Source organism: Haloferax denitrificans ATCC 35960 (genome assembly GCF_000337795.1).
Classification (GTDB): Archaea; Halobacteriota; Halobacteria; order Halobacteriales; family Haloferacaceae; genus Haloferax; species Haloferax denitrificans.
Map to the genome: position 1 here is coordinate 401,876 of NZ_AOLP01000009.1, position 18,458 is coordinate 420,333.

The following is an 18,458-nucleotide window of genomic DNA, read 5'->3' on the forward strand; positions in this document are numbered from 1 at the left end:
ATGCAACAGGCACGCGTTCGGCTCGCCGGCACGAGTCCGGAAGACCTCGACGATATCTGCGACGACGTCCGCGAGATCGCGAACAAGACGGGCGTCAACCTCAGCGGGCCGATCCCGCTGCCCACGAAGACGCTCGAAGTCCCCGCCCGCAAATCGCCTGACGGCGAGGGGACGGCGACGTGGGAGCACTGGGAGATGCGCGTCCACAAGCGTCTCATCGACCTCGACGCTGACGAACGCGCTCTGCGCCAGCTGATGCGCGTTCAGGTTCCGAACGACGTCAGCATCGAGATCGTCCTCGAAGACTAACGACGGCGCTGTCCGGGCTCTCCCGGACCGTCCGTTCGTGACGGCCCGCCCGTCACACTCGCGGCTGTCGAGGCGCGCGTCCGGAGGACTCTGCCTCCGAGCTGACCTTCAGCGCTAAGGCGCGTGTCATCTCACTTCCGTTCGACACGCGAGCAGATGCCCGCAGAATCGCCCGACGGAACGGGATGCTATCGCATGCCCGACCGCGGACAAAACATAGGGTATAAGTGTATCCCACGACTCGGTGGGAATGAGGGCTCGTAGATCAGTGGCAGATCGCTTCCTTCGCAAGGAAGAGGCCCGGGGTTCAAATCCCCGCGAGTCCATTTCCTTCGTCACTTCGTTCCGTCAGTCAATGGACTCGCTTGCCCCCGTTCGCTTCGCTCACGGGGACCCCGCGAGTCCACTCCCATTTTCGCGACGCAATACAACGAGTCGTGACTTCGTCAGGAGTCCGACGAGTATCAACTGCGTCGCGTGATGTAGTGTCTGTTCGAGTGGGGATTTGAATTAGGGAGCGAGAGGTCCACGTCCATTCTGGCACAAGACTTTCACAAACCTCGTGTCAAGAGTAATTAATGTTCGAGACACCTGCGTCGACTCAGGGTTACAGACCTGTCGTCGCAGTCTTTTGGGTTTACGTTCTCCTCGCACTCGGGGTTACGCTGAGCCTTCGCCAGTTCGGTTTGCCGGACGGAGCGACGCTGTACGTTCTCCTCGGGGTCGCACTCGTCCTTCTCAAACCGTTCGTCCCGTTGTTCAAGCGTTACTCCCCGTAGCGGTATCGACTCCCGAGCGTTCACTTCCGCCGAACCCGACACTTTCACTCCGCTCATGGCGGACCCTCTTACCCTCTCGCTCCGAGGCCGTCGGTATGGAAACACGACGAGGCGAACCCCCGTCGGACCCGACGGCCCTCTTTCGAGCCATCGTCTCGAAACTCCGCGAGACGCGCGGCGGTGTCCACCAACACCGCATGGCGCAGGCGCTCCTCCAGCGGGACGCCAACGGCTCGCGGTTGGTCGGACTCGACGAGGCCACCGAGCGGGCGGTCTTTTTCAACCCTGCGTCGCAGACGCTCGAACTGATACCGTTCGACCGGGAGGGAACCCACGAGGAGCGCGCGGAGGTGCTGTCGCGTCGGCTGAGCGACCCGTCGTCGTGGGTCGAAGCCAACGCCGCGGGGCTGTCGTGGGTTCACCCGCACTTTCGGTGGGTCTGTGGGTTGGACGACGCCGGGCCATCGTGAGCCGGGAGTCGTGAGCCGACAATCCGTCGTCACGTCCGACCGCGGTCGGTGTCCGACCGTGAAGAATTATACGCACGCCCCGCGCACAACACGTCCATGAACGACGAGGAACTCGACGAACTCCGGTCGTCGCTCACGCCCTACGAGTCCAGCGGGGGCGTCACCACCTACCAGAACACCGTCTCCATCGCCTGTCCGGCGTGCGAGAAGCCGTTCGACGACTTGGTCGTCTGCGAGAACGACTACAATAGTCTCGAACTGAGCATGATGCTCGACCTCTGTGTGACCCAGCACGACGGTGACGTGTTGCTGTTCACGCACAAACAGGAGGACTAGGCGGTCGCGGCGGGAGCGCGGTCCGCCGCTTCGCTCTCTCATTCGGTCGACTCCGTAGCTCCGCGGTCGTCTCGCCAGTCGCGGCTGGTCGTTTTGTCGGTCGAAAGCGAGTCGGTCGAACGGGAGCGACCGCCCGGTTATTCGCGCGGCGGGAGGCCGTTTTCGTCGATGACCTCGCCGTCGTCGTCGACGGTGACGATGCCGCGGTTGTTGACGGCGTAGGGGTCCAAGCCGACTTCTTGGAGGAACTGCTTGTAGAGTCGCTCGGCCGTCTCGGCGTCCTTCTGGCGGTCCGAGGCGCGGTCGCAGAGTTCGATGAGGTCTTCGGGCACGTCGTTCTCGTGGACGATCCAGTGGTTGATGAGGTCCGACAGCCGGCGGATGGGCGAGGTGAAGTGGCCGTAGATGTCGAAGTTGAGCGCGTAGTGGCCCCCGAAGGGGTCGTTCATGTACTTCGCGCGGGGCATGACCTTCAGCACGGCGCGCTGAATCTTGTTGAGCGTGCGGGAGTTCGCGCTCTCCAAGGCGTCGTTGACGGCCTTTCGGGGCTCGTCCCACGACGTGGACTTGATGCTCACGCCGTCGAGTTCAGTGATTTCGCGGAGCGCCTTGTCCCACTGGTCGGGAGTGGGTTGCGGGTGGACGCGGTACATCGCCTCGACGCCGCGGTTCCACATGAGTTCGTGCGTGACGGCCTTGTTCGCCTTCAGCATGCACTCTTCGATGATGGTGTGGGCGCGGTCGCGGCTCGGGTTGAGGACGAGCGAGCCGTCTTCCTTGCGCTGTTCGTGGAGCTGGTCGGCGAGGTCGAAGACGAGGGAGTTCTCCTCGTGGAGGGGGAGGTCGGGGTCTTCCAGCCGGTTTTCACACTGCGTGTAAGTGAGGCGTTCGTCGGAGTGGATGACGGACTTGTAGATGTCGATAGACTCGAACGAGAGCGTGTCCTTCTTGATCTCCATCTCGACGGTGTGGGCGAGGCGGTCCTCCTCGGGGACGAGGGAACACACCGTCTCGGCCAGCGCCGGCGGGAGCATGTGGATGGTGTACGCGGGGAGGTAGACGGTGTTACCGCGCTTGACCGCCTCGGCCCACATCTCCGAGCCGGGGTGGACGTAGTGGGTCACGTCGGCGATGTGGACCCACAGCGTGTACGTCTCCTCGTTCTCGCGGATGCTCAGGGCGTCGTCGAAGTCCTGGGCGTCGACGGGGTCGGTCGTCCACGTCGTGAGGTCTCGAAGGTCTTTGCGGTGTTCGAGCTCGTCTTCGATCTCCTCGTGGACGCCGTCGGTGCGCGCACGCGCCTCCGAGAGGACTTCCGGCGGGAACTTGTCTCGAATCTCGAACTCCTCGAACAGGTCCTCGCGCTTGTTCTGGAGGTGTCGCGCGAGTTCGGCGTCTATCTCCACCGGCCCTTGCCCTTCGGCGGTCCCGGCGTACGCCTGCGCGTCGTCTGACATAGCCCCGACTAGACGGGGCAGGGAGAAATGAGTGTCGGGCACGAGCCGCGACGTGCGAGAATCGATATCACTCGTCAGCGCGCGTTTGCGCGGTTCGGTGACGGACTGGCGGAGCCGACCTCAGCGACCGCGCTCGCCGGGCGATTCGTACCGCTCTTTGACCGCGTCGAAGTAGCGAAGCAGGAACTCCTCGTTTGAGATGCCGTGTTCTTCGATGTCGACGAGGAGGCCTTCGAGCTCCTCGCGGGGCTGGTGACAGAGTCCGCGGTAACAGGCCTTACAGAGGTGTTCGAACCGCTTGCCGTGCCGTTCCCAGCGGTTCCCCTCTTTGTCGTACTCGCGCGCCGCCGACCGGAGGACTGCGTCACCGCATGCGATGCACACGACACGCTTCCGGTCCCGGTTCGTCCGGGAGCGCCACATATCGTTGGAGTGGACCCAATCGTACTTAGCAGTTTACCCCGATACAGTCTGCCGCGCGTCAGACGCCGGTCCCGCTCAGTTCGTCCCGCGGCGGTCGGTCGCGGGCCGTCAGTCGCCGCGGTCGCTACCGTCGACCACTCGACGCGGAGCGGTCGATTTATCGGCCGTGAGCGTCCACGACCCGGTATGAAGGTCAAGTCCCGCCACCACCTCCGAAGCGACGAGATCGACGCGCTGTGCGACTCCATCGAATCGTCTCTCGGCGTCGCCCTCGACGGCGACGCGTTCGAGGCGGTCGAGTTCGCCGACGCCGACTACGAGGTCGTCCTCGTCGACGGCGAGCCGGCGGTCATGTACGTCGACGACCAGCCGTTCCTCACGGTCAAGGGCGCGAACCAGTTCCCGCCGACGACGAACGTCGTCACGGTCGACGCGGGCGCGGTCTCGTTCGTCTCCAGCGGGGCCGACGTGATGCGCCCCGGCATCACCGAGGCCGACGACACCATCGAGGCGGGCGACCTCGTCGTCATCGCAGAGGAGACTCACGGCAAGGTGCTCGCCGTGGGGCGCGCGCTCGAAGACGGGGCCGACCTCGTCGGCGACTCCGGCAAGGTCGTCGAGTCAATCCACCACGTCGGCGACGACCTCTTCGAGTTCTCGGTCTGAGCCCGCGGTCCAAGGCTCAGCGCGCGCGGTGCGCTCCGCTCGGCTACTCTTCGGCTACTCTTCGGCGTACTTCTCCAGCGCCGCCTCGTACCCCTCCCGCGCCATCGAAAACGTCTCTCGAAGGTCGCGAAGCGGCGTCTCCGTCGCGTCGACGCGGAGGTCGTTGTAGTACGGCTCCGTCTCGCGGTCCTCGGTGGAGGTCACGACGACCGCCGCGCTCTGGATGGCGAGGTCGTCGCGCTTGTCGCCGCCCGCGGCGTGTCCCGCGCCGAGCGCGTCGATGAGGCGCTTCGCGAGCGGTTCGTCGGCGTCGGCGTCGGCGTCGGCGTCGGCATTCCGCTCGTAGGCGTCGGCGGTGGCCTCGACGACGCCCTCGCCCGCGAGGAGGTTGCCAGCGACGGTGTAGTCGTCGCCCTCGCGGTGGCCCGCCCAGCCGAGGCAGTCGTCGCCGGTGAAGGCGAACGTCGCCTCGGAGCCGACGCCGTGGAGCTGTCGTTCCGCCCGGCCGTCGTCGGCGTTCAACAGCGCCCGCAGGGCGTCGTCGACGGCGAGGCCGTCTTCGAGGTAGTCCATGCCCTTCTCCCCGAGTTCGACGTTCGTCAGCGCCTGTGTCGCCACCGCGCCGTGTTCGCTTGCAAACGGACAGAGCGCGCCGACGCCCGGCAGGCGGGTCGTCACGGCGACGCCGAAGCGGTGCTGGTCGTCGCCGTCGGCGTCGACGTACGACTCGCGGACGCAGATGCTGAAGGTCATCGTGTTCGTCTCCCCCCGCGCGCCGCGAGGTAAAAACACCCGGCGAAACGCCGCGGCCGGCGCGCGCGTCGGGCGGTCGCCGGAATCGACGCCTCCCGCGACAGCGCCCTCGTGTGACGGTACTGCCGTCGATTCGGCGGGTCGTCGGGGCGATAAATGTCTGAAAACCGATAGTCGTCTGACGTAAGAACTAACCCCGTTGTGGCCTCTCTACGTCCTATGGGTATCATGAGTAAGATTCTCGGTGGTGGTGGTTCCCGAACGACCGAGGACTACGTCGAACTCGACCTCGACGACTTCGACACCGCTCGCGGCGACGCCGGTCTCTCGGTTCACATCGCCGAAATCGGCGGCCAGCAGGACGTTATCGCCATCAAGGACGCCGTCTACGACGGCAATCTGGTCATCGCGGACATCACCCGCCACACGACCTCCGACAACACGATGGAACACATCATCGACGACCTCCGACAGGTCGCGCGCGAGGTCGACGGCGACATCGTCCAGAAGGGCGACGACCAGATCGTCATCACGCCCACGGGCATCTCCATCTCGCGGCAGAAGCTCAACGGCTGACGCCGGCGGACGACACCTCCATTCCACTCCGATTTCTCCCCGACTCGCCGACGCGAGCGGTGCGGTTCAAACGGCCCGAACCGATGGCTATTCGGTCCTCTCGTTCCTAGAGTCGTCCGAATGAGCAAGGACTACATCGAGGTTCGCGGTGCCGAAGAGCACAACCTCAAGAACCTCGACGTTCGCATCCCCCGCGAGACGTTCACCGTCGTCACCGGCCTGTCGGGGTCAGGCAAGTCCTCCCTCGCGTTCGACACCGTCTACGCGGAGGGCCAGCGGCGGTACATCGAGTCGCTTTCGGCCTACGCGCGGAACTTCCTCGGCCAGATGGACAAGCCGAAAGTCGAGGCCGTCGAGGGCCTCTCGCCCGCCATCTCCATCGACCAGAAGAACGGGGCCAACAACCCCCGGTCGACCGTCGGGACCGTCACTGAACTCCACGACTACCTCCGCCTCCTGTACGCCCGCGTGGGCACCCAGTACGACCCCATCACGGGCGAGGAGGTCGGCGAGCAGTCCGCACAGGACATGGTCGACCAGATTCTCGAACTCCCCGAGGGCACCCGCGCGAAGGTCGTCGCGCCGGTCGTCCGCGACCAGAAAGGCGAGTTCAAAGACCTGTTTTCGGACCTCGTCTCCGAGGGCTACGCCCGCGTCGAGGTCGACGGCGAGGAGTTCGACCTCTCGTTCGAGACGCCCGAACTCGACAAGAACTACGACCACACCATCGACGTGGTCGTCGACCGCGTGAAGGTCGCGCCCGAGGCGCGCTCCCGCATCGCCGACTCCGTCGAGACCGCCCTCGACGAGGCCGGCGGCGTCCTCAAACTCATCGTCCCCGACCCGCCCGAGGACCTCCCCTTCGCCTCCAACACCCGGTCGACCGGGTCGCTCGCGGGCGAGAGCGACGACCGTCTCGTCGTCGAGTTCTCCGAGGAGCTCGGCAACCCGAACTCGTCGTTCCGCTTTTCGGAAATCGAGACGCGGTCGTTCTCGTTCAACAGCCCCCACGGGGCCTGCCCGGAGTGCGAGGGCCTCGGTAAGGCCAAGGAGGTCGACCCGGACCTCGTCGTCACCGAGCCGTCGAAGCCGCTCAAGCACGTCTTCGAGCCGTGGAGCTACAACCGGACGTACTACCGCCGCCAGCTCGACAACGTCGCCGACCACTTCGGCGTCAGCGTGGACACGCCGTTCGAGGAGCTTTCCGACGAGGTGCAGGACGCCTTCCTGTTCGGCACGACCGAGGACGTGGTGTTCGAGTGGACGACGAAAAACGGCACGCGCCACAAGGAACACCCCTTCGAGGGCGTCGTCGGCAACCTCGAACGCCGCCACGTCGAGACCGACTCCGACCGGACGCGCGACCACATCGAGGAGTTCATGGCCGTCACGACCTGTCCCGACTGCGACGGCTCGCGGCTCAAAGAGCAGTCCCGCCACGTCCGCGTCGGCGGCACGACGCTCCCCGAGGTCAACCGCATGACCATCGCGGGCGCGCTCGAACACTTCGAGGGCCTCGAAACGGAGCTCTCGGAGCGCGACCGCACCATCGCACAGGAGATTCTCAAGGAGATTCGCGCCCGCCTCGGCTTCATGACCGAAGTCGGCCTCGAATACCTCACCTTGGACCGCGAGGCCGCCACGCTCTCGGGCGGCGAGTCCCAGCGCATCCGCCTCGCCACGCAGGTCGGCTCCGGCCTCGTGGGCGTCCTCTACGTCCTCGACGAGCCGTCCATCGGCCTCCACCAGCGCGACAACGACAAACTGCTCAACACGCTCGAAGGCCTCCGCGACCTCGGGAACACGCTCATCGTCGTCGAACACGACGAGGAGACGATGCGCCGGGCCGACGAGATTATCGACATGGGCCCCGGTCCGGGCAAGCGCGGCGGCGAGGTCGTCGCGCAGGGCGACTTCGACGACATCGTCGCGGCCGACGACTCCATCACGGCCGACTACCTCTCGGGCCGCAAGGACATCGACGTGCCCGAGACGCGGCGCGACGGCGAGGGCGAACTCGTCGTCCGCGGCGCGCGCCAGCACAATCTCGCCGACCTCGACGTGCCGATTCCCCTCGGGACGTTCACGGCCATCACCGGCGTCTCGGGGTCGGGCAAGTCCACCCTGATGCACGAGATTCTCTACAAGGGACTGGCCCGCCGGATGAACGACAACACCTCCGTCGACCCCGGCGAGCACGACGCCATCGAGGGCTACGACGAAATCGAGACGGTGCGGCTCATCGACCAGTCGCCCATCGGCCGCACCCCGCGGTCGAACCCGGCGACGTACACCGGCGTCTTCGACTACGTCCGCGAGCTGTTCGCCGAGACGAAGCTCTCGAAACAGCGCGGCTACGAGAAGGGCCGCTTTTCCTTCAACGTCAAGGGCGGCCGCTGTGAGGCCTGCAAGGGACAGGGCAACGTCAAAATCGAGATGAACTTCCTCTCGGACGTGTACGTCCCCTGCGAGGAGTGTAACGGCGCGCGCTACAACGCCGAGACGCTCGACGTGACGTACAAGGACAAGACCATCGCCGACGTGCTCGACATGGAGGTCGACGAGGCGCTCGACTTTTTCGAGGCGAACTCGCAGATTCGCCGCCGCCTCCAACTGCTCCACGACGTGGGCCTCGGCTACATGCAACTCGGCCAGCCGTCGACCACCCTCTCCGGCGGCGAGGCCCAGCGCGTCAAACTCGCGGAAGAACTCGGCAAGAAGCAGACCGGTGACACGCTCTACCTGCTCGACGAGCCGACGACGGGTCTCCACAAGGAAGACGAGCGGAAGCTCATCGAGGTGCTCCAGCGCCTCGTCGACAACGGCAACACCGTCCTCGTGGTCGAACACGAACTCGACCTCGTGAAGAACGCCGACCACATCGTCGACCTCGGTCCCGAGGGCGGCGCGGGCGGCGGCACTATCGTCGCCAGCGGCACGCCCGAGGAAGTCGCCGAGAACCCCGACTCCCACACGGGCCGGTACCTCCGCGACTACCTCCCCGACGTGGACGAAGAGGGCCCGCGCTCGGACCGCCGCAAGCCCGCGAAAGTGGCGAACGACGACTGAGACGGCCGGACTGCGGAGTTCCGTTTTTTTTGACGCCCGTCTCGCACTAGCGGTCGCTCGCAGGCGGCTCGCTTTCGCCAATCAAACTACTCTGGGGAAAGACATTTCCGACCGTTTCACATCAGGTCCATGTGTATGTCACGCATACTCAAAACGTCGGGGTTCCTCGGGCTCGCGACGATGATGGTGGTGGGGCTGTACCAGTACACGTTACTGGAATCGGGGGGCGTGCCGTCGTGGCTGGTGGGCGGCCACGCGCACTTGGGCGTGCTCTCGATTCTCGCGGTCGTGATGGGCTTTGCGGTCGACGCGTTCGCGCTGACGGGGCGACTCCGGGCGGCGGTGAGCGGGCTGTTCGTCGTCGGGCAGTGGCTGTTGCCACTCACCATCTGGGTCGGCGTCGGTCTCGGACTGACGTTCCTGATTCCGACGACGTTCCTGTGGGGGGTCTGTCTCATCGTCTCCATGCTCATCATGGCGTGGCAGGCGTGGGTCAGCGAGCCGACGACGCCCGGCGGGATGCCCGGTCCCGCGACGCCGGCCGACGACTGAACGCGCGCTTCGGCTTTTTTCGGCGACGACATCCTCAGCGCCGCCAGAAGCGTCACCGCTGGCCTCAGCGCCGCCGGTACCACCAGTAGCCGACGCCCGCGAGCGCGAGCGCCACGACGAGCGCCGGGAGGACGGGGAACGTCGTCGCCGGTTGGACCACCTCGACGGCGACCTGCTGGGTGCCCGTCGAGAGCCGTCTGCCGGCGTCGTCCTCGTAGCTCACGTTGACGCCGACGACCTGCGTCTTCGGGACGGCGTCGCCGCTCACTTCGAGGTCGAAGACGACGAGGCGCGTCTCGCCGGCGTCGAGCCGCGGGACGAACGCCACGGCGTCCTCGCTCGAAAGCGGCTCCTCGGCGACGAGTCTGACCGTCACGTCGGTCTGCGGCGTCGACTCGGTGTTCGTCACCGCGAGGACGAGCCGACCGGTCGAGTCCACCTCGAACGTCGCGTTCCGCGGTTCGACCGCGACGGCGGGCGTGTCGGTGCGCACCGCCGCGAGCACGTCGGTCCGGTCGGCCGCGCGCAGTTCGTCGCCCGGCGGCCGGTACTCGACGACGAACGGGAGCCGGCGCGTCCCCGGCGTCGACCCCTCGGCGATGCCGATGGCGTACTCGAACTCCGCCGCCTCGCCGGGCGCGAGCGTGCCGACGGTCACGTCGACGTCCGTCGGCGTCAGCGCCGGGTCCTCGGTTTCGAGGCGGAGCACCACGTCGCGGGCCTCGGTCCCGCCGACGTTCTCGACGGTGCCGACGACCCGACCGACGCCGCCGACCCTGAGCGTGCTCTCGTCGACCGTCACGGCGAACGCCGGGCCGGCACCGGGGTCGAGGCCGGCGACGAGCGACTGGGTCTTCCGGTCGCCGCCGGGGTTGCGGAACGAGACGGTCACGTCCAGCGAGTAGGGCCGGTCGAGCGCGTCGTCGGCGACGCGGGTGCGGAAGCTCACGCGCCTCGTCTCGCCCGGCTCCCACGCGCCGACGTAGGCCTCCGCGGCGGGCGCGCCGGCCCCGAACGTCACCTCGGAGTCGGAAGACGCCACGCCGACGGTCGTCGCCGCGGCGGTTGCGTCGCCGACGTTCACGAGTTCGAGCGTCAGCGTGCCGGTGTCGCCGACGGCGACCGCGGCGTCCACGTCCGCGAGTTCGAAGTCGGCTCCGCGGGTCGGCCGCACCCCGGCGACGAACGCCCGCGAGGTCCGCGCTTGGCCGTCCTCGTCGCGGTAGCTCACGGTCAATTCGACCGAGTAGTCGCGGACGATGGCGTCGTCGGCGACGCGGGTGCGGAACTCGACGCGCTCTGTCGCGCCCGCGTCCCACTCGCCGACGAACGTCTCCGCGGAGGCGACGCCGCTCCCGAACGTTATCTCCGGGTCCGTCGAGGCGACGGTCACGGTCGCGTCCGCGGCCCCGACGGGGCCGACGTTCTCGATGTCGATTGCGAGGGTCCCGCTGTCGCCGACCGCGAGGGCGGCGTCGACCGCCCGGACCTCGAACGCGGGGCGGCGCTCCACGACGACTTCGAGGTCCCGCGTGACGGTTCGGCTCCGATGGGTGGCGTCGACGTCGTCGCCGTCCACGAACACCGAGGCGGTGTAGTCGTAGCTGAACGTCACGGGTACGTCGTAGGTGCCGGGGCGAGCGCCCTCGGCGACGCGGAGCCGGAGCGACACCGGCCCGGCGACGCCCTCTGGGACGGTCCCGACGGGAATCTCGCCGCTGAGGACCGTAATCGGCCCTCTCGAATCCCCGCTGATGGTCAGCGCGCGGGCCGTCTGGACGAGCGCCTCGTACTCCTCGGGGCCGTCTTCCGTGACCGTCCCGCTGTTGACGACGAACACCTCGACCGCGGTCTCGGTGCCGGCGACGAGCCGGTTCTCCGGCGCGATAATCGTGAGGTCGGGACTTCCGGCCACCTGACTGACGGCCGCGGCGCTCCCCGTTGCACCGAGGAGGGCGGACAGGACCAGTAGGGTGGCGAGGAGCGCCGCGCTCGCGCGCCGGCCGCGGAGAGTCATGGTGAGGAGACGGGCGGGCGACCCCGCTTCAGTCGGTATAGATACGCGGCATGTAATCTTAACAACACGCTCGACTCTCGGCCGGCGGTAACGTCACGCAAGGGATACGTTCGGGGCGCGCCTACGTGTAGTATGTCCGTCCCCGCCATCGACATCGACGGTCTGACGAAGTTCTACGGGGACGTTCGCGGGGTCGAGGAGCTCTCGTTTTCGGTCCCGGAGGGCGAGCTGTTCGGCTTTCTCGGTCCCAACGGCGCGGGGAAGTCCACGACGATTCGCCTGCTTCTCGGCCTACTCAAGCCGACCGACGGCACGGCGCGCATCCTCGGCGTCCCGGTGGACGACCGCGCGGCCTTCCTCGACGTGCTCGCGCGCGTCGGCCACATCCCCGGCGACCCGCGGTTTTACGACGACGTGAGCGGCCGCAAGACCCTCGACTACTTCGCCGGCCTGTCCGGCGACGCCCGGCGCGACGAACTCCTCGACCGATTCCCGGTGCCGCTCGACCGGCCGGTCCGGGCCTACTCGCGCGGGAACCGCCAGAAACTCGCCATCGTGCAGGCGTTCATGCACGACCCGCGGGTGGTCGTGATGGACGAACCGACCTCGGGGCTGGACCCGCTCGTCCAACAGGAGTTCTACGAGTTCCTCCGCGAGGAGCGCGACCGCGGGGTGACGGTGTTCTTCTCGACGCACATCCTCGGCGAGGTCCGCGAGGTCTGCGACCGGGTCGCCATCATCCGCGGCGGTCGGCTCGTCGCCGTCGAGGACATCGACGACCTGCTCGCCCGAAGCGGGAAGGTCGTCACGGTCCAGTCGCCCGACGCCATCGACCTCGCGGACTTCGACTTCCCCGAGACCATCGACGCCCGAATCGACCCGGACGGCTCGCTCCGACTCGTCACCTCGGGCAACTACGACGCCCTCGTGGACGCCCTCGACGGCTACCGCGTCGACGACCTCGAAGTCCGCGAGACGGCCATCGAAGACGTGTTCATGCACTTCTACGACGAGAGCGAGGTGGAACGCGAGGACGACGCCGATGCCGCTGATGTCGCCGACACCGCTGATGCCACTGACGCCGACGCCGACGCTGATTCCCGCGACGGCGAGAGCGATGCCGCCGCGGAGCCGTCGCCCGCGGACGCCGAGGAGTCCGCGGATGCGTGAACTCGACATCGCGGCCTTCGAGTTCGCCCGGCGACGGCGCGGCCTCCTCGTCGTCTGCGTGCTCCTCGTGGCGACCGCGGGGCTCACCATCGCCGTCTTCCCGTCGTTCGGCGACTCCGACATCGACTTCGCTGAACTGCTGGAGTCGTATCCCGAGGAGCTTCAGGCGGCGTTCGTCGGGAGCGTCACCGACATCTCCTCGCTCGAAGGCTACCTCGTCATCGAGCTCTACCAGCTCGTCTGGCTCCTCATCGTCGGGAGCTACTTCGCCTACGCCGCGGGGTCGCTCGTCGCCGGCGAGGTCGACCGCCAGTCGGTCGAACTCGTCCTTGTCCGCCCCGTCTCGCGCACCCGGTTCGTCGTCGGCAAGTTCCTCGCGATGCTCCCGGCGGTCGCCGTCGTCGACCTCGCGCTCCTCGCGGCCGTCGTCGTCGGCGCGGGCCTCATCGACGAGGAGATTCACCTCGGTCGCCTTCTCGCGGTCCACGCCGTCGGCGGCCTCTACCTCGTCGCCTGCGTCGCCGTCGGCCTCCTCGCGTCGGCGTTCTTCGGGCGCGTCCGCCGGGCGCAGGGCGCGGCCATCGGCGTCGTCTTCGGGACGTTCCTCCTCGACTCCCTGACGGTCGACACCGACTACGAGTTCCTCGGAGCCCTGTCGCTCACGCGCTATCTCGACCCCGGCGAACTCCTCGTCGCCGGCGACGTCGACTGGGGCGGCGTCGCCGTGCTCGTCGCCGTGACGTGCGCCCTCGTCGTCCTCGCGGCCGAGGTGTTCGAGCGACGCGACCTGTCGTAGTCGTCATCCGGTCGCCCCGAACGCGGCCCGCGCCCGCTTTTTCACCGTGGAGCGCCTACGTCCCCCATGCATCTCTACGCCGCCGCCAACGGCGCGGTGCTCGCGGTCTCGGGGTCGCCCGACGACTTTACCGCCCGCCGGCGACTCGACGAACACCGCATCGAGTGCGTCGCGGCCGACCCGCGCGCGCCGGACCGGGCGTTCTGCGGAACGTTCGACGCCGGCGTCTTCCGAACGACTGACGGCGGGGCGTCGTGGTCCGCGGTCGGCACCGACGCGCTCCCCGAGTCGGTGACGAGCCTCGCCGTCTCCCCGGCCGACCCCGACGTGGTCTACGCCGGCACCGAGCCCTCGGCGGTCTTCCGCTCTCCCGACGGCGGGGAGACGTGGGCAGAACTCGCGCCGCTTTCGGACCTCGATTCGGCGTCGTCGTGGGCGTTTCCGCCCCGCCCGCACACCCACCACGTCCGCTGGATAGAGCCGGACCCGACCGACCCCGACCGGCTGTTCGTCGCGGTCGAAGCCGGGGCGCTCGTCCGCTCTTTCGACGGCGGCGAGACGTGGCAAGACCGCGTGCCGTCCGGGAAGCGAGACACGCACTCGATGGCGACGCACCCGGACCGACCGGGCCGCGTCTGGGCCGCCGCGGGCGACGGCTACGCCGAGACCGACGACGCGGGCGAGACGTGGACGACGCCGACCGAGGGACTCGGCCACGGCTACTGCTGGAGCGTCGTCGTCGACCCCGCGGACCCGGACGCGGTGCTCCTGACGGCCGCCTCCGGGCCGATGCGAGCCCACCGGGTCGAGTCGGCGGAGGCGTATCTCTACCGCCGGGCGGCGCGGGACGACGACGGCGACGGCACCGGCGATAGTGACGGTGACGGCGACAGCGACGACGACGAGTCGTGGGAGCGCCTCGACGACACCGGACTCCCGACCGGGCCGGGCGCGACCCGCGCGGTCTTGGCCGTCGGGCGGACCGGCGGCGAGTGCTACGCCGCGAACGACCGCGGGCTCTACCGGACGGCCGACTTCGGCGACTCGTGGGACCGAATCGTCGTCCCGTGGGACGGGACGCGGCGGACCGCGGCGGGGCTGGCGGTCGTCGCGTAGCCGGGCGGTTTCCGTCGGGGCGGTCCCCTCGTCCGAAGCGAGAAGATTCATTGGTCGGCGCGGCGACGCCCAACCATGTACGATTTCGCCGTCGTCGGCGTCGGTCCCGCCGGCGCGCGGTTCGCCCGCCGCGCGGCCGACGCGGGCTACGACGTGCTCGCGCTGGAGAAAGGCGAGGTCGGGACGCCCCTCGCGTGCTCCGGCCACGTCAGCACCGACATCTGGGAGTACGTCCCCGACGGGGCGCGCGACCGCCTGTTTCAGAACCGCATCTACGGGGCGAACTTCCGCGTCGGCGGGCCTGACTCGAAGGCCTACCCGTTCTACAAGCAACGCGAGGTCTCGAACGTCATCGACCGCGTCGAACTCGACCGCACCCTCGCCGACTGCGCCCGCGAGGCCGGCGCAGACGTGCGCGAGGGCCACACCGTCACCGCCGTCGAGGAACTCGACGACCGGGTCCGACTGACCGCCAGCGTCGCCGGCGAGGCCGGCACCGTCCAGTTCGAGGCGAAGATGGTCGCCGGCTGTGACGGCCCGACCTCGCGGGTCCGCCGGGCGCTCGACCTCCCCGAACCGTCGGAGACGCTCCACGGCGTCCTCGCGTTCGACCCCGAGCCGGACGACGGCGACTTCGTGGACGTACACCTCACGGTCCCGCGATTCTTCGCGTGGCGCATCCCCCGCGGCGACGCCGGCGTCGAGTACGGCCTCGCGGCCCCGCCGGGCGCTGAGGTCACCGAGCTGTTCGACGCGCTCACGAACACCTACGACGTGGAGACGGAGCACTTCTGTTCGGGAGCCATCCCCATCGGCCCGCCGGACCGGACGACGACCCGGCGAGCGTTCCTCGTCGGCGACGCGGCCGCGCAGACCAAGCCGTTCACCGGCGGCGGCATCCTCTACGGGATGACCGCGGCCGACATCGCCGCCGCAACCATCGACCCCGACGACCCCGAGACCTTGTCGGCCTACGAGTCGGCGTGGCGCGACGAGCTCTCCCGGGAGATTCGGCTGGGCCATCTCGTCCGCCGGTGTTACTCCTTTCCCGAGTGGCTCCAGCGGGTCGGCCTCCGGTCGCTGTCGGGCGAAATCGGCGTCCACATGGACAAGCCGAGCTCGTTCTTCTCGCGCGAACACCTGAAGAAACTGCTCTGAGACGGCCGGGAGCCGCCCAACTCTCCGCTCCCGCTCCTATTCCGCGCCCGGATACGTCGGAATCCGCGCCGACACCGCGCTCCCCTCGACGAACGGGAGCGACTCGCGGGTCGCGCCGACGCGGTCGCCGTCGACCGCGACTTCGAGGGCGTCGGTGTCGAGGCCGTAGTCCACGAGCGCGAAGCCGATGGGCGCGTCGAGCACCGGGCTCTCGACGGCGCGGGTGACGGTCCCGACCGACTCGCCGTCGGCGGAGACCTCGGCACCGGAGTCGGGGAGGGCGTCGGCGCGGAAGCCGACGAGTCGGCGCGAGGGTCGTCCGCGGTTTTCTATCTTCGAGACGAGTTCCTGACCGACGAAACAGCCCTTGTCGAAGTCCAGCGCGTTGCGGACGCCGACGACGTTCGGGACGTTGCCGCGGAGTTCCGTCTCGAAAAGCGGCGTGCCGGCCTCGGCGGTGAGGCTGTCCCACGTCCGGTAGCCGACGGGAACCGAGGGGTTGCCGTAGAACAGGAGCGCGTCGAGCACGTCTTCGGCGTCCTTCGCGCGGCAGATGACGTCGTAGCCCTCCTCGCCGGTCGGGTTGTCGGAGGCGACGACCGTGACGCCGAGTTCGCCGCCGATGGAGCCGCGGACGAACGAGAGTTCCGGCTCCGGCGCGCCCGCTCCCGAGAGGACGCTCGCCACCTTCTCGGTCGACTGCGGGCCGTGGACGCCGAAGACGCCGAACTCGTCGGAGGCGTCGCGTATCTTGACGCGCTGGAGGAACGTCTTCGAGCGCCACTCCTCGACGAGCGGTTCGGCGCGGTCCCGCGGGGTGAAAATCAGCAGGCGCTCGCCCGCGTTGTAGACGTACATCTCCGTCTCGATGCGGCCGTCGGGGTCGAGAAGCAGGGCGTAGACGCCCTCGCCGTCCTCGTCGGGGACGGTGTTGGTCACCGCGTTGTCGACGTAGTCGACTCTATCTTCGCCCTCGACGACGACCACGCCGTAGCCGTGTTCGATGACGCCGACGCCGTTTCTGACGGCGCGGTGAGTCCGTTCGGGGCGGCCGTAGTGGCTCACGACCTCGATTCCGCCGCGCGTCTCGAACGTCGCACCGTGTGCCTCGTGGATGTCGGCGACGAGTGTCATTACCCCCCGTTTCGCCTTCGGCGCGTAAAACCCTCCCACTCCCGGACGACTCCCCCGGCTTTCGGTACGAGACCGTCCCGGTCTTCGGTACGGGACCTGCCCGGCGTCTCACGACCCGGCGGACGGGTAGTCAAAACGAGTCTGTAGTCCGCGTCGCCGCGCTCAGAGTCCGAACCGCTCGCGGAGTCTCTCGAACAGCGACGCGTCTTCTTCGACGGCTTCGCTCGGGTCCGGAACGACGCGCTCGTCGGCGTGGATGAGCACCCGCGTGTCGGCCTCTTCGACCACGATGAGGCTCTCGTCTTTGAGCGCTGACAGCGCCTCTTCGATGGTGTCGATGTCGGCGTCCACGGCGGCACGGAGTTCGAACACCGTCATCCCCTCGTCGTGGCGGTCGACGAGCGCGTCGAGCACCGCGACCTCGATGTCGCGGCGGTTCCGAAACTCCCGCCTCGCTCTCATAGCGGGTACATCGTTGGCCTCCTGTTTACTTGTACCGCCCGTCTGACGGGCGTCGGACGGGCAGGGGGTACCTTTTTGTTTCCGAACCCCGGAATCCTCGCGTAATGGGACTTACTTGCCGTCTTCTCGGGCACTCCTACGGAGACGCCGAGACGGAACGGGAGCGCGAGGAACGCGGCGACGAGGTGGTCGTCTCGATTCGGGAGATACAGGTCTGTTCGCGGTGCGGAAACGAACAGGTAATCAGCGAGAACAAGGAGGTCACGGCCATCCGGACGCCCGAGGAGGTCGGGATGACGGAAGGCGAAGTCGAGACCGCGGCCGCGGGCTTCGAGCCGGCGAAGCCGCAACCCGGCGTCTCCGAGGCCGAAGACGCCGCCATCGAGACGGCTCCGGACGCGGAGACGCGGGCAGAGGCCGACGCCGCCAACGCCGAGGCCGACGCCGCCGCCAGCGACGCTGAGGCGGGCGCGGGCGCGGACGCTGACCCCGCGGCGCAACAGCCGAGCGAGGCGGCGAGCGCGACCGACGCCCGGCCCGCCGACCAGCCGGACGCGAGCGCCGACGCCGGTGGCGCTGACACCGGGAGCGCCGAAAGCGCCGACGCCCCGCCGGTGACCGACGACGGCATCATCCTCGGCGACGACGAATCGCAGTCGGAACCCCGCGACCGGACGCAGTGGCCCGACGAGGTCGACGAGGTGGAGACCGACGACCCGACGCCGCCGGCCGACGGCGACGATGCGGAGTTCATCGATGCGGACGCCGAGGCGAGCGTCGAGACCGACGCCGAGGCGGAGGCCGAACAGGGCCAGACCCGCGAACGCGGCGCGTGGCCCGACGCGCCGGGCGACGACGAGGGCTGGAACGCCCAGCCGGACGACGGCGAGCCCGTCTCGGTCTCGTTCGGCGGCGGGCTGGCGCCGGAGGGGAGCGCCCCGCAGAGCCAGCGGTCCAACGGCCAGTACGTCGAGGCGGAAGACGAAGACGAGTTCGTCCGCGCCGACGATTCGAACGTCGGCAACGAGGCCCCCGACGACGCCGTCGAGTACTACTGCCCGAACTGCGGGCACGCCCGCGGCGCGTCCTCGTCGTCGATGCGGGCCGGCGACATCTGCCCCGAGTGTAAAAAGGGCTACATCGCCGAGCGGGAATCCTGACCGCGGCACGCCCTCGCAGGCGTCGCAGAGTCGCGAAACAGGTAAACCATCCCCT

Annotated in this window: 18 protein-coding genes and 1 tRNA gene; 13 read left to right on the forward strand and 6 right to left on the reverse strand. The window is 68.3% G+C overall.

The annotated features are described in order from the left end of the window. The 4 genes from rpsJ (at position 1) to C438_RS09135 (ending at position 1,894) form a co-directional block, all read left to right on the forward strand. Entirely contained in the window at positions 1-309 is a 309-nt protein-coding gene (rpsJ, locus tag C438_RS09115; protein ID WP_004044563.1) for a 30S ribosomal protein S10, read from the forward strand. 254 nt (positions 310-563) lie between these two features. Continuing rightward, positions 564-635, forward strand: a tRNA-Ala gene (locus C438_RS09120). A 548-nt stretch (positions 636-1,183) separates the two neighbouring features. Further along, entirely contained in the window at positions 1,184-1,558 is a 375-nt protein-coding gene (locus C438_RS09130) for a hypothetical protein (protein WP_004969069.1), read from the forward strand. A 96-nt stretch (positions 1,559-1,654) separates the two neighbouring features. Next, positions 1,655-1,894: a DUF7385 family protein gene (locus C438_RS09135; RefSeq protein WP_004969070.1), complete on the forward strand. Its 240-nt coding sequence runs from the start codon at positions 1,655-1,657 to the stop codon at positions 1,892-1,894. Positions 1,895-2,031: 137 nt separating this feature from the next. On the opposite strand, the gene C438_RS09140 is transcribed toward C438_RS09135, so the two are convergent. Beyond that, a complete protein-coding gene (locus C438_RS09140; RefSeq protein ID WP_004969071.1) occupies positions 2,032-3,351 on the reverse strand; it encodes an RNB domain-containing ribonuclease in 1,320 nt (439 codons plus the stop codon). A gap of 120 nt (positions 3,352-3,471) precedes the next feature. Then, positions 3,472-3,774 carry a DUF7562 family protein gene (locus C438_RS09145; protein WP_004969072.1) on the reverse strand — a complete coding sequence of 101 codons (303 nt, stop codon included), beginning with the start codon at positions 3,772-3,774 and terminating at the stop codon, positions 3,472-3,474. 186 nt (positions 3,775-3,960) lie between these two features. Here C438_RS09145 and C438_RS09150 point away from each other — a divergent pair, with 186 nt between their 5' ends. Further along, entirely contained in the window at positions 3,961-4,440 is a 480-nt protein-coding gene (locus C438_RS09150; RefSeq protein ID WP_004969073.1) for an RNA-binding protein, read from the forward strand. Positions 4,441-4,494: 54 nt separating this feature from the next. Here C438_RS09150 and C438_RS09155 read toward each other — a convergent pair whose 3' ends face one another. Further along, complete coding sequence (locus tag C438_RS09155) at positions 4,495-5,193, reverse strand: DUF1028 domain-containing protein (RefSeq protein WP_004969074.1); 699 nt, start codon at positions 5,191-5,193, stop codon at positions 4,495-4,497. A gap of 219 nt (positions 5,194-5,412) precedes the next feature. Here C438_RS09155 and C438_RS09160 point away from each other — a divergent pair, with 219 nt between their 5' ends. From C438_RS09160 to C438_RS09170, 3 genes are all read left to right on the forward strand, one after another. Further along, positions 5,413-5,769, forward strand: coding sequence for a cell division protein SepF (locus C438_RS09160; RefSeq protein ID WP_004969075.1), 357 nt, complete (start codon positions 5,413-5,415; stop codon positions 5,767-5,769). Positions 5,770-5,889: 120 nt separating this feature from the next. Then, entirely contained in the window at positions 5,890-8,838 is a 2,949-nt protein-coding gene (gene uvrA / locus C438_RS09165) for an excinuclease ABC subunit UvrA (RefSeq protein WP_004969076.1), read from the forward strand. A 129-nt stretch (positions 8,839-8,967) separates the two neighbouring features. Continuing rightward, positions 8,968-9,390, forward strand: a complete 423-nt coding sequence (locus C438_RS09170) for a hypothetical protein (RefSeq protein WP_004969077.1) — start codon at positions 8,968-8,970, stop codon at positions 9,388-9,390. A gap of 64 nt (positions 9,391-9,454) precedes the next feature. Here C438_RS09170 and C438_RS09175 read toward each other — a convergent pair whose 3' ends face one another. Beyond that, positions 9,455-11,407: a COG1361 S-layer family protein gene (locus C438_RS09175; protein ID WP_004969078.1), complete on the reverse strand. Its 1,953-nt coding sequence runs from the start codon at positions 11,405-11,407 to the stop codon at positions 9,455-9,457. 132 nt (positions 11,408-11,539) lie between these two features. Here C438_RS09175 and C438_RS09180 point away from each other — a divergent pair, with 132 nt between their 5' ends. The 4 genes from C438_RS09180 (at position 11,540) to C438_RS09195 (ending at position 15,647) form a co-directional block, all read left to right on the forward strand. Then, positions 11,540-12,577, forward strand: a complete 1,038-nt coding sequence (locus tag C438_RS09180; RefSeq protein WP_004969079.1) for an ABC transporter ATP-binding protein — start codon at positions 11,540-11,542, stop codon at positions 12,575-12,577. Next, positions 12,570-13,373 carry an ABC transporter permease subunit gene (locus C438_RS09185; RefSeq protein WP_004969080.1) on the forward strand — a complete coding sequence of 268 codons (804 nt, stop codon included), beginning with the start codon at positions 12,570-12,572 and terminating at the stop codon, positions 13,371-13,373. The genes C438_RS09180 and C438_RS09185 overlap by 8 nt, the downstream gene beginning before the upstream one ends. A gap of 66 nt (positions 13,374-13,439) precedes the next feature. Continuing rightward, entirely contained in the window at positions 13,440-14,489 is a 1,050-nt protein-coding gene (locus C438_RS09190) for a WD40/YVTN/BNR-like repeat-containing protein (protein WP_004969081.1), read from the forward strand. A 75-nt stretch (positions 14,490-14,564) separates the two neighbouring features. Next, positions 14,565-15,647: a geranylgeranyl reductase family protein gene (locus tag C438_RS09195; RefSeq protein ID WP_004969082.1), complete on the forward strand. Its 1,083-nt coding sequence runs from the start codon at positions 14,565-14,567 to the stop codon at positions 15,645-15,647. 36 nt (positions 15,648-15,683) lie between these two features. On the opposite strand, the gene ygfZ is transcribed toward C438_RS09195, so the two are convergent. Together ygfZ and C438_RS09205 are read right to left on the reverse strand one after the other, a co-directional pair. Then, entirely contained in the window at positions 15,684-16,781 is a 1,098-nt protein-coding gene (gene ygfZ / locus C438_RS09200) for a CAF17-like 4Fe-4S cluster assembly/insertion protein YgfZ (protein WP_004969083.1), read from the reverse strand. A 162-nt stretch (positions 16,782-16,943) separates the two neighbouring features. Further along, the gene (locus C438_RS09205; protein WP_004969084.1) at positions 16,944-17,243 is read right to left on the reverse strand and encodes a DUF6432 family protein; all 300 of its coding nucleotides are present in this window, start codon (positions 17,241-17,243) and stop codon (positions 16,944-16,946) included. 104 nt (positions 17,244-17,347) lie between these two features. Here C438_RS09205 and C438_RS09210 point away from each other — a divergent pair, with 104 nt between their 5' ends. After that, positions 17,348-18,403: a DUF7093 family protein gene (locus C438_RS09210; RefSeq protein WP_004969085.1), complete on the forward strand. Its 1,056-nt coding sequence runs from the start codon at positions 17,348-17,350 to the stop codon at positions 18,401-18,403. Positions 18,404-18,458 lie beyond the last annotated feature (55 nt).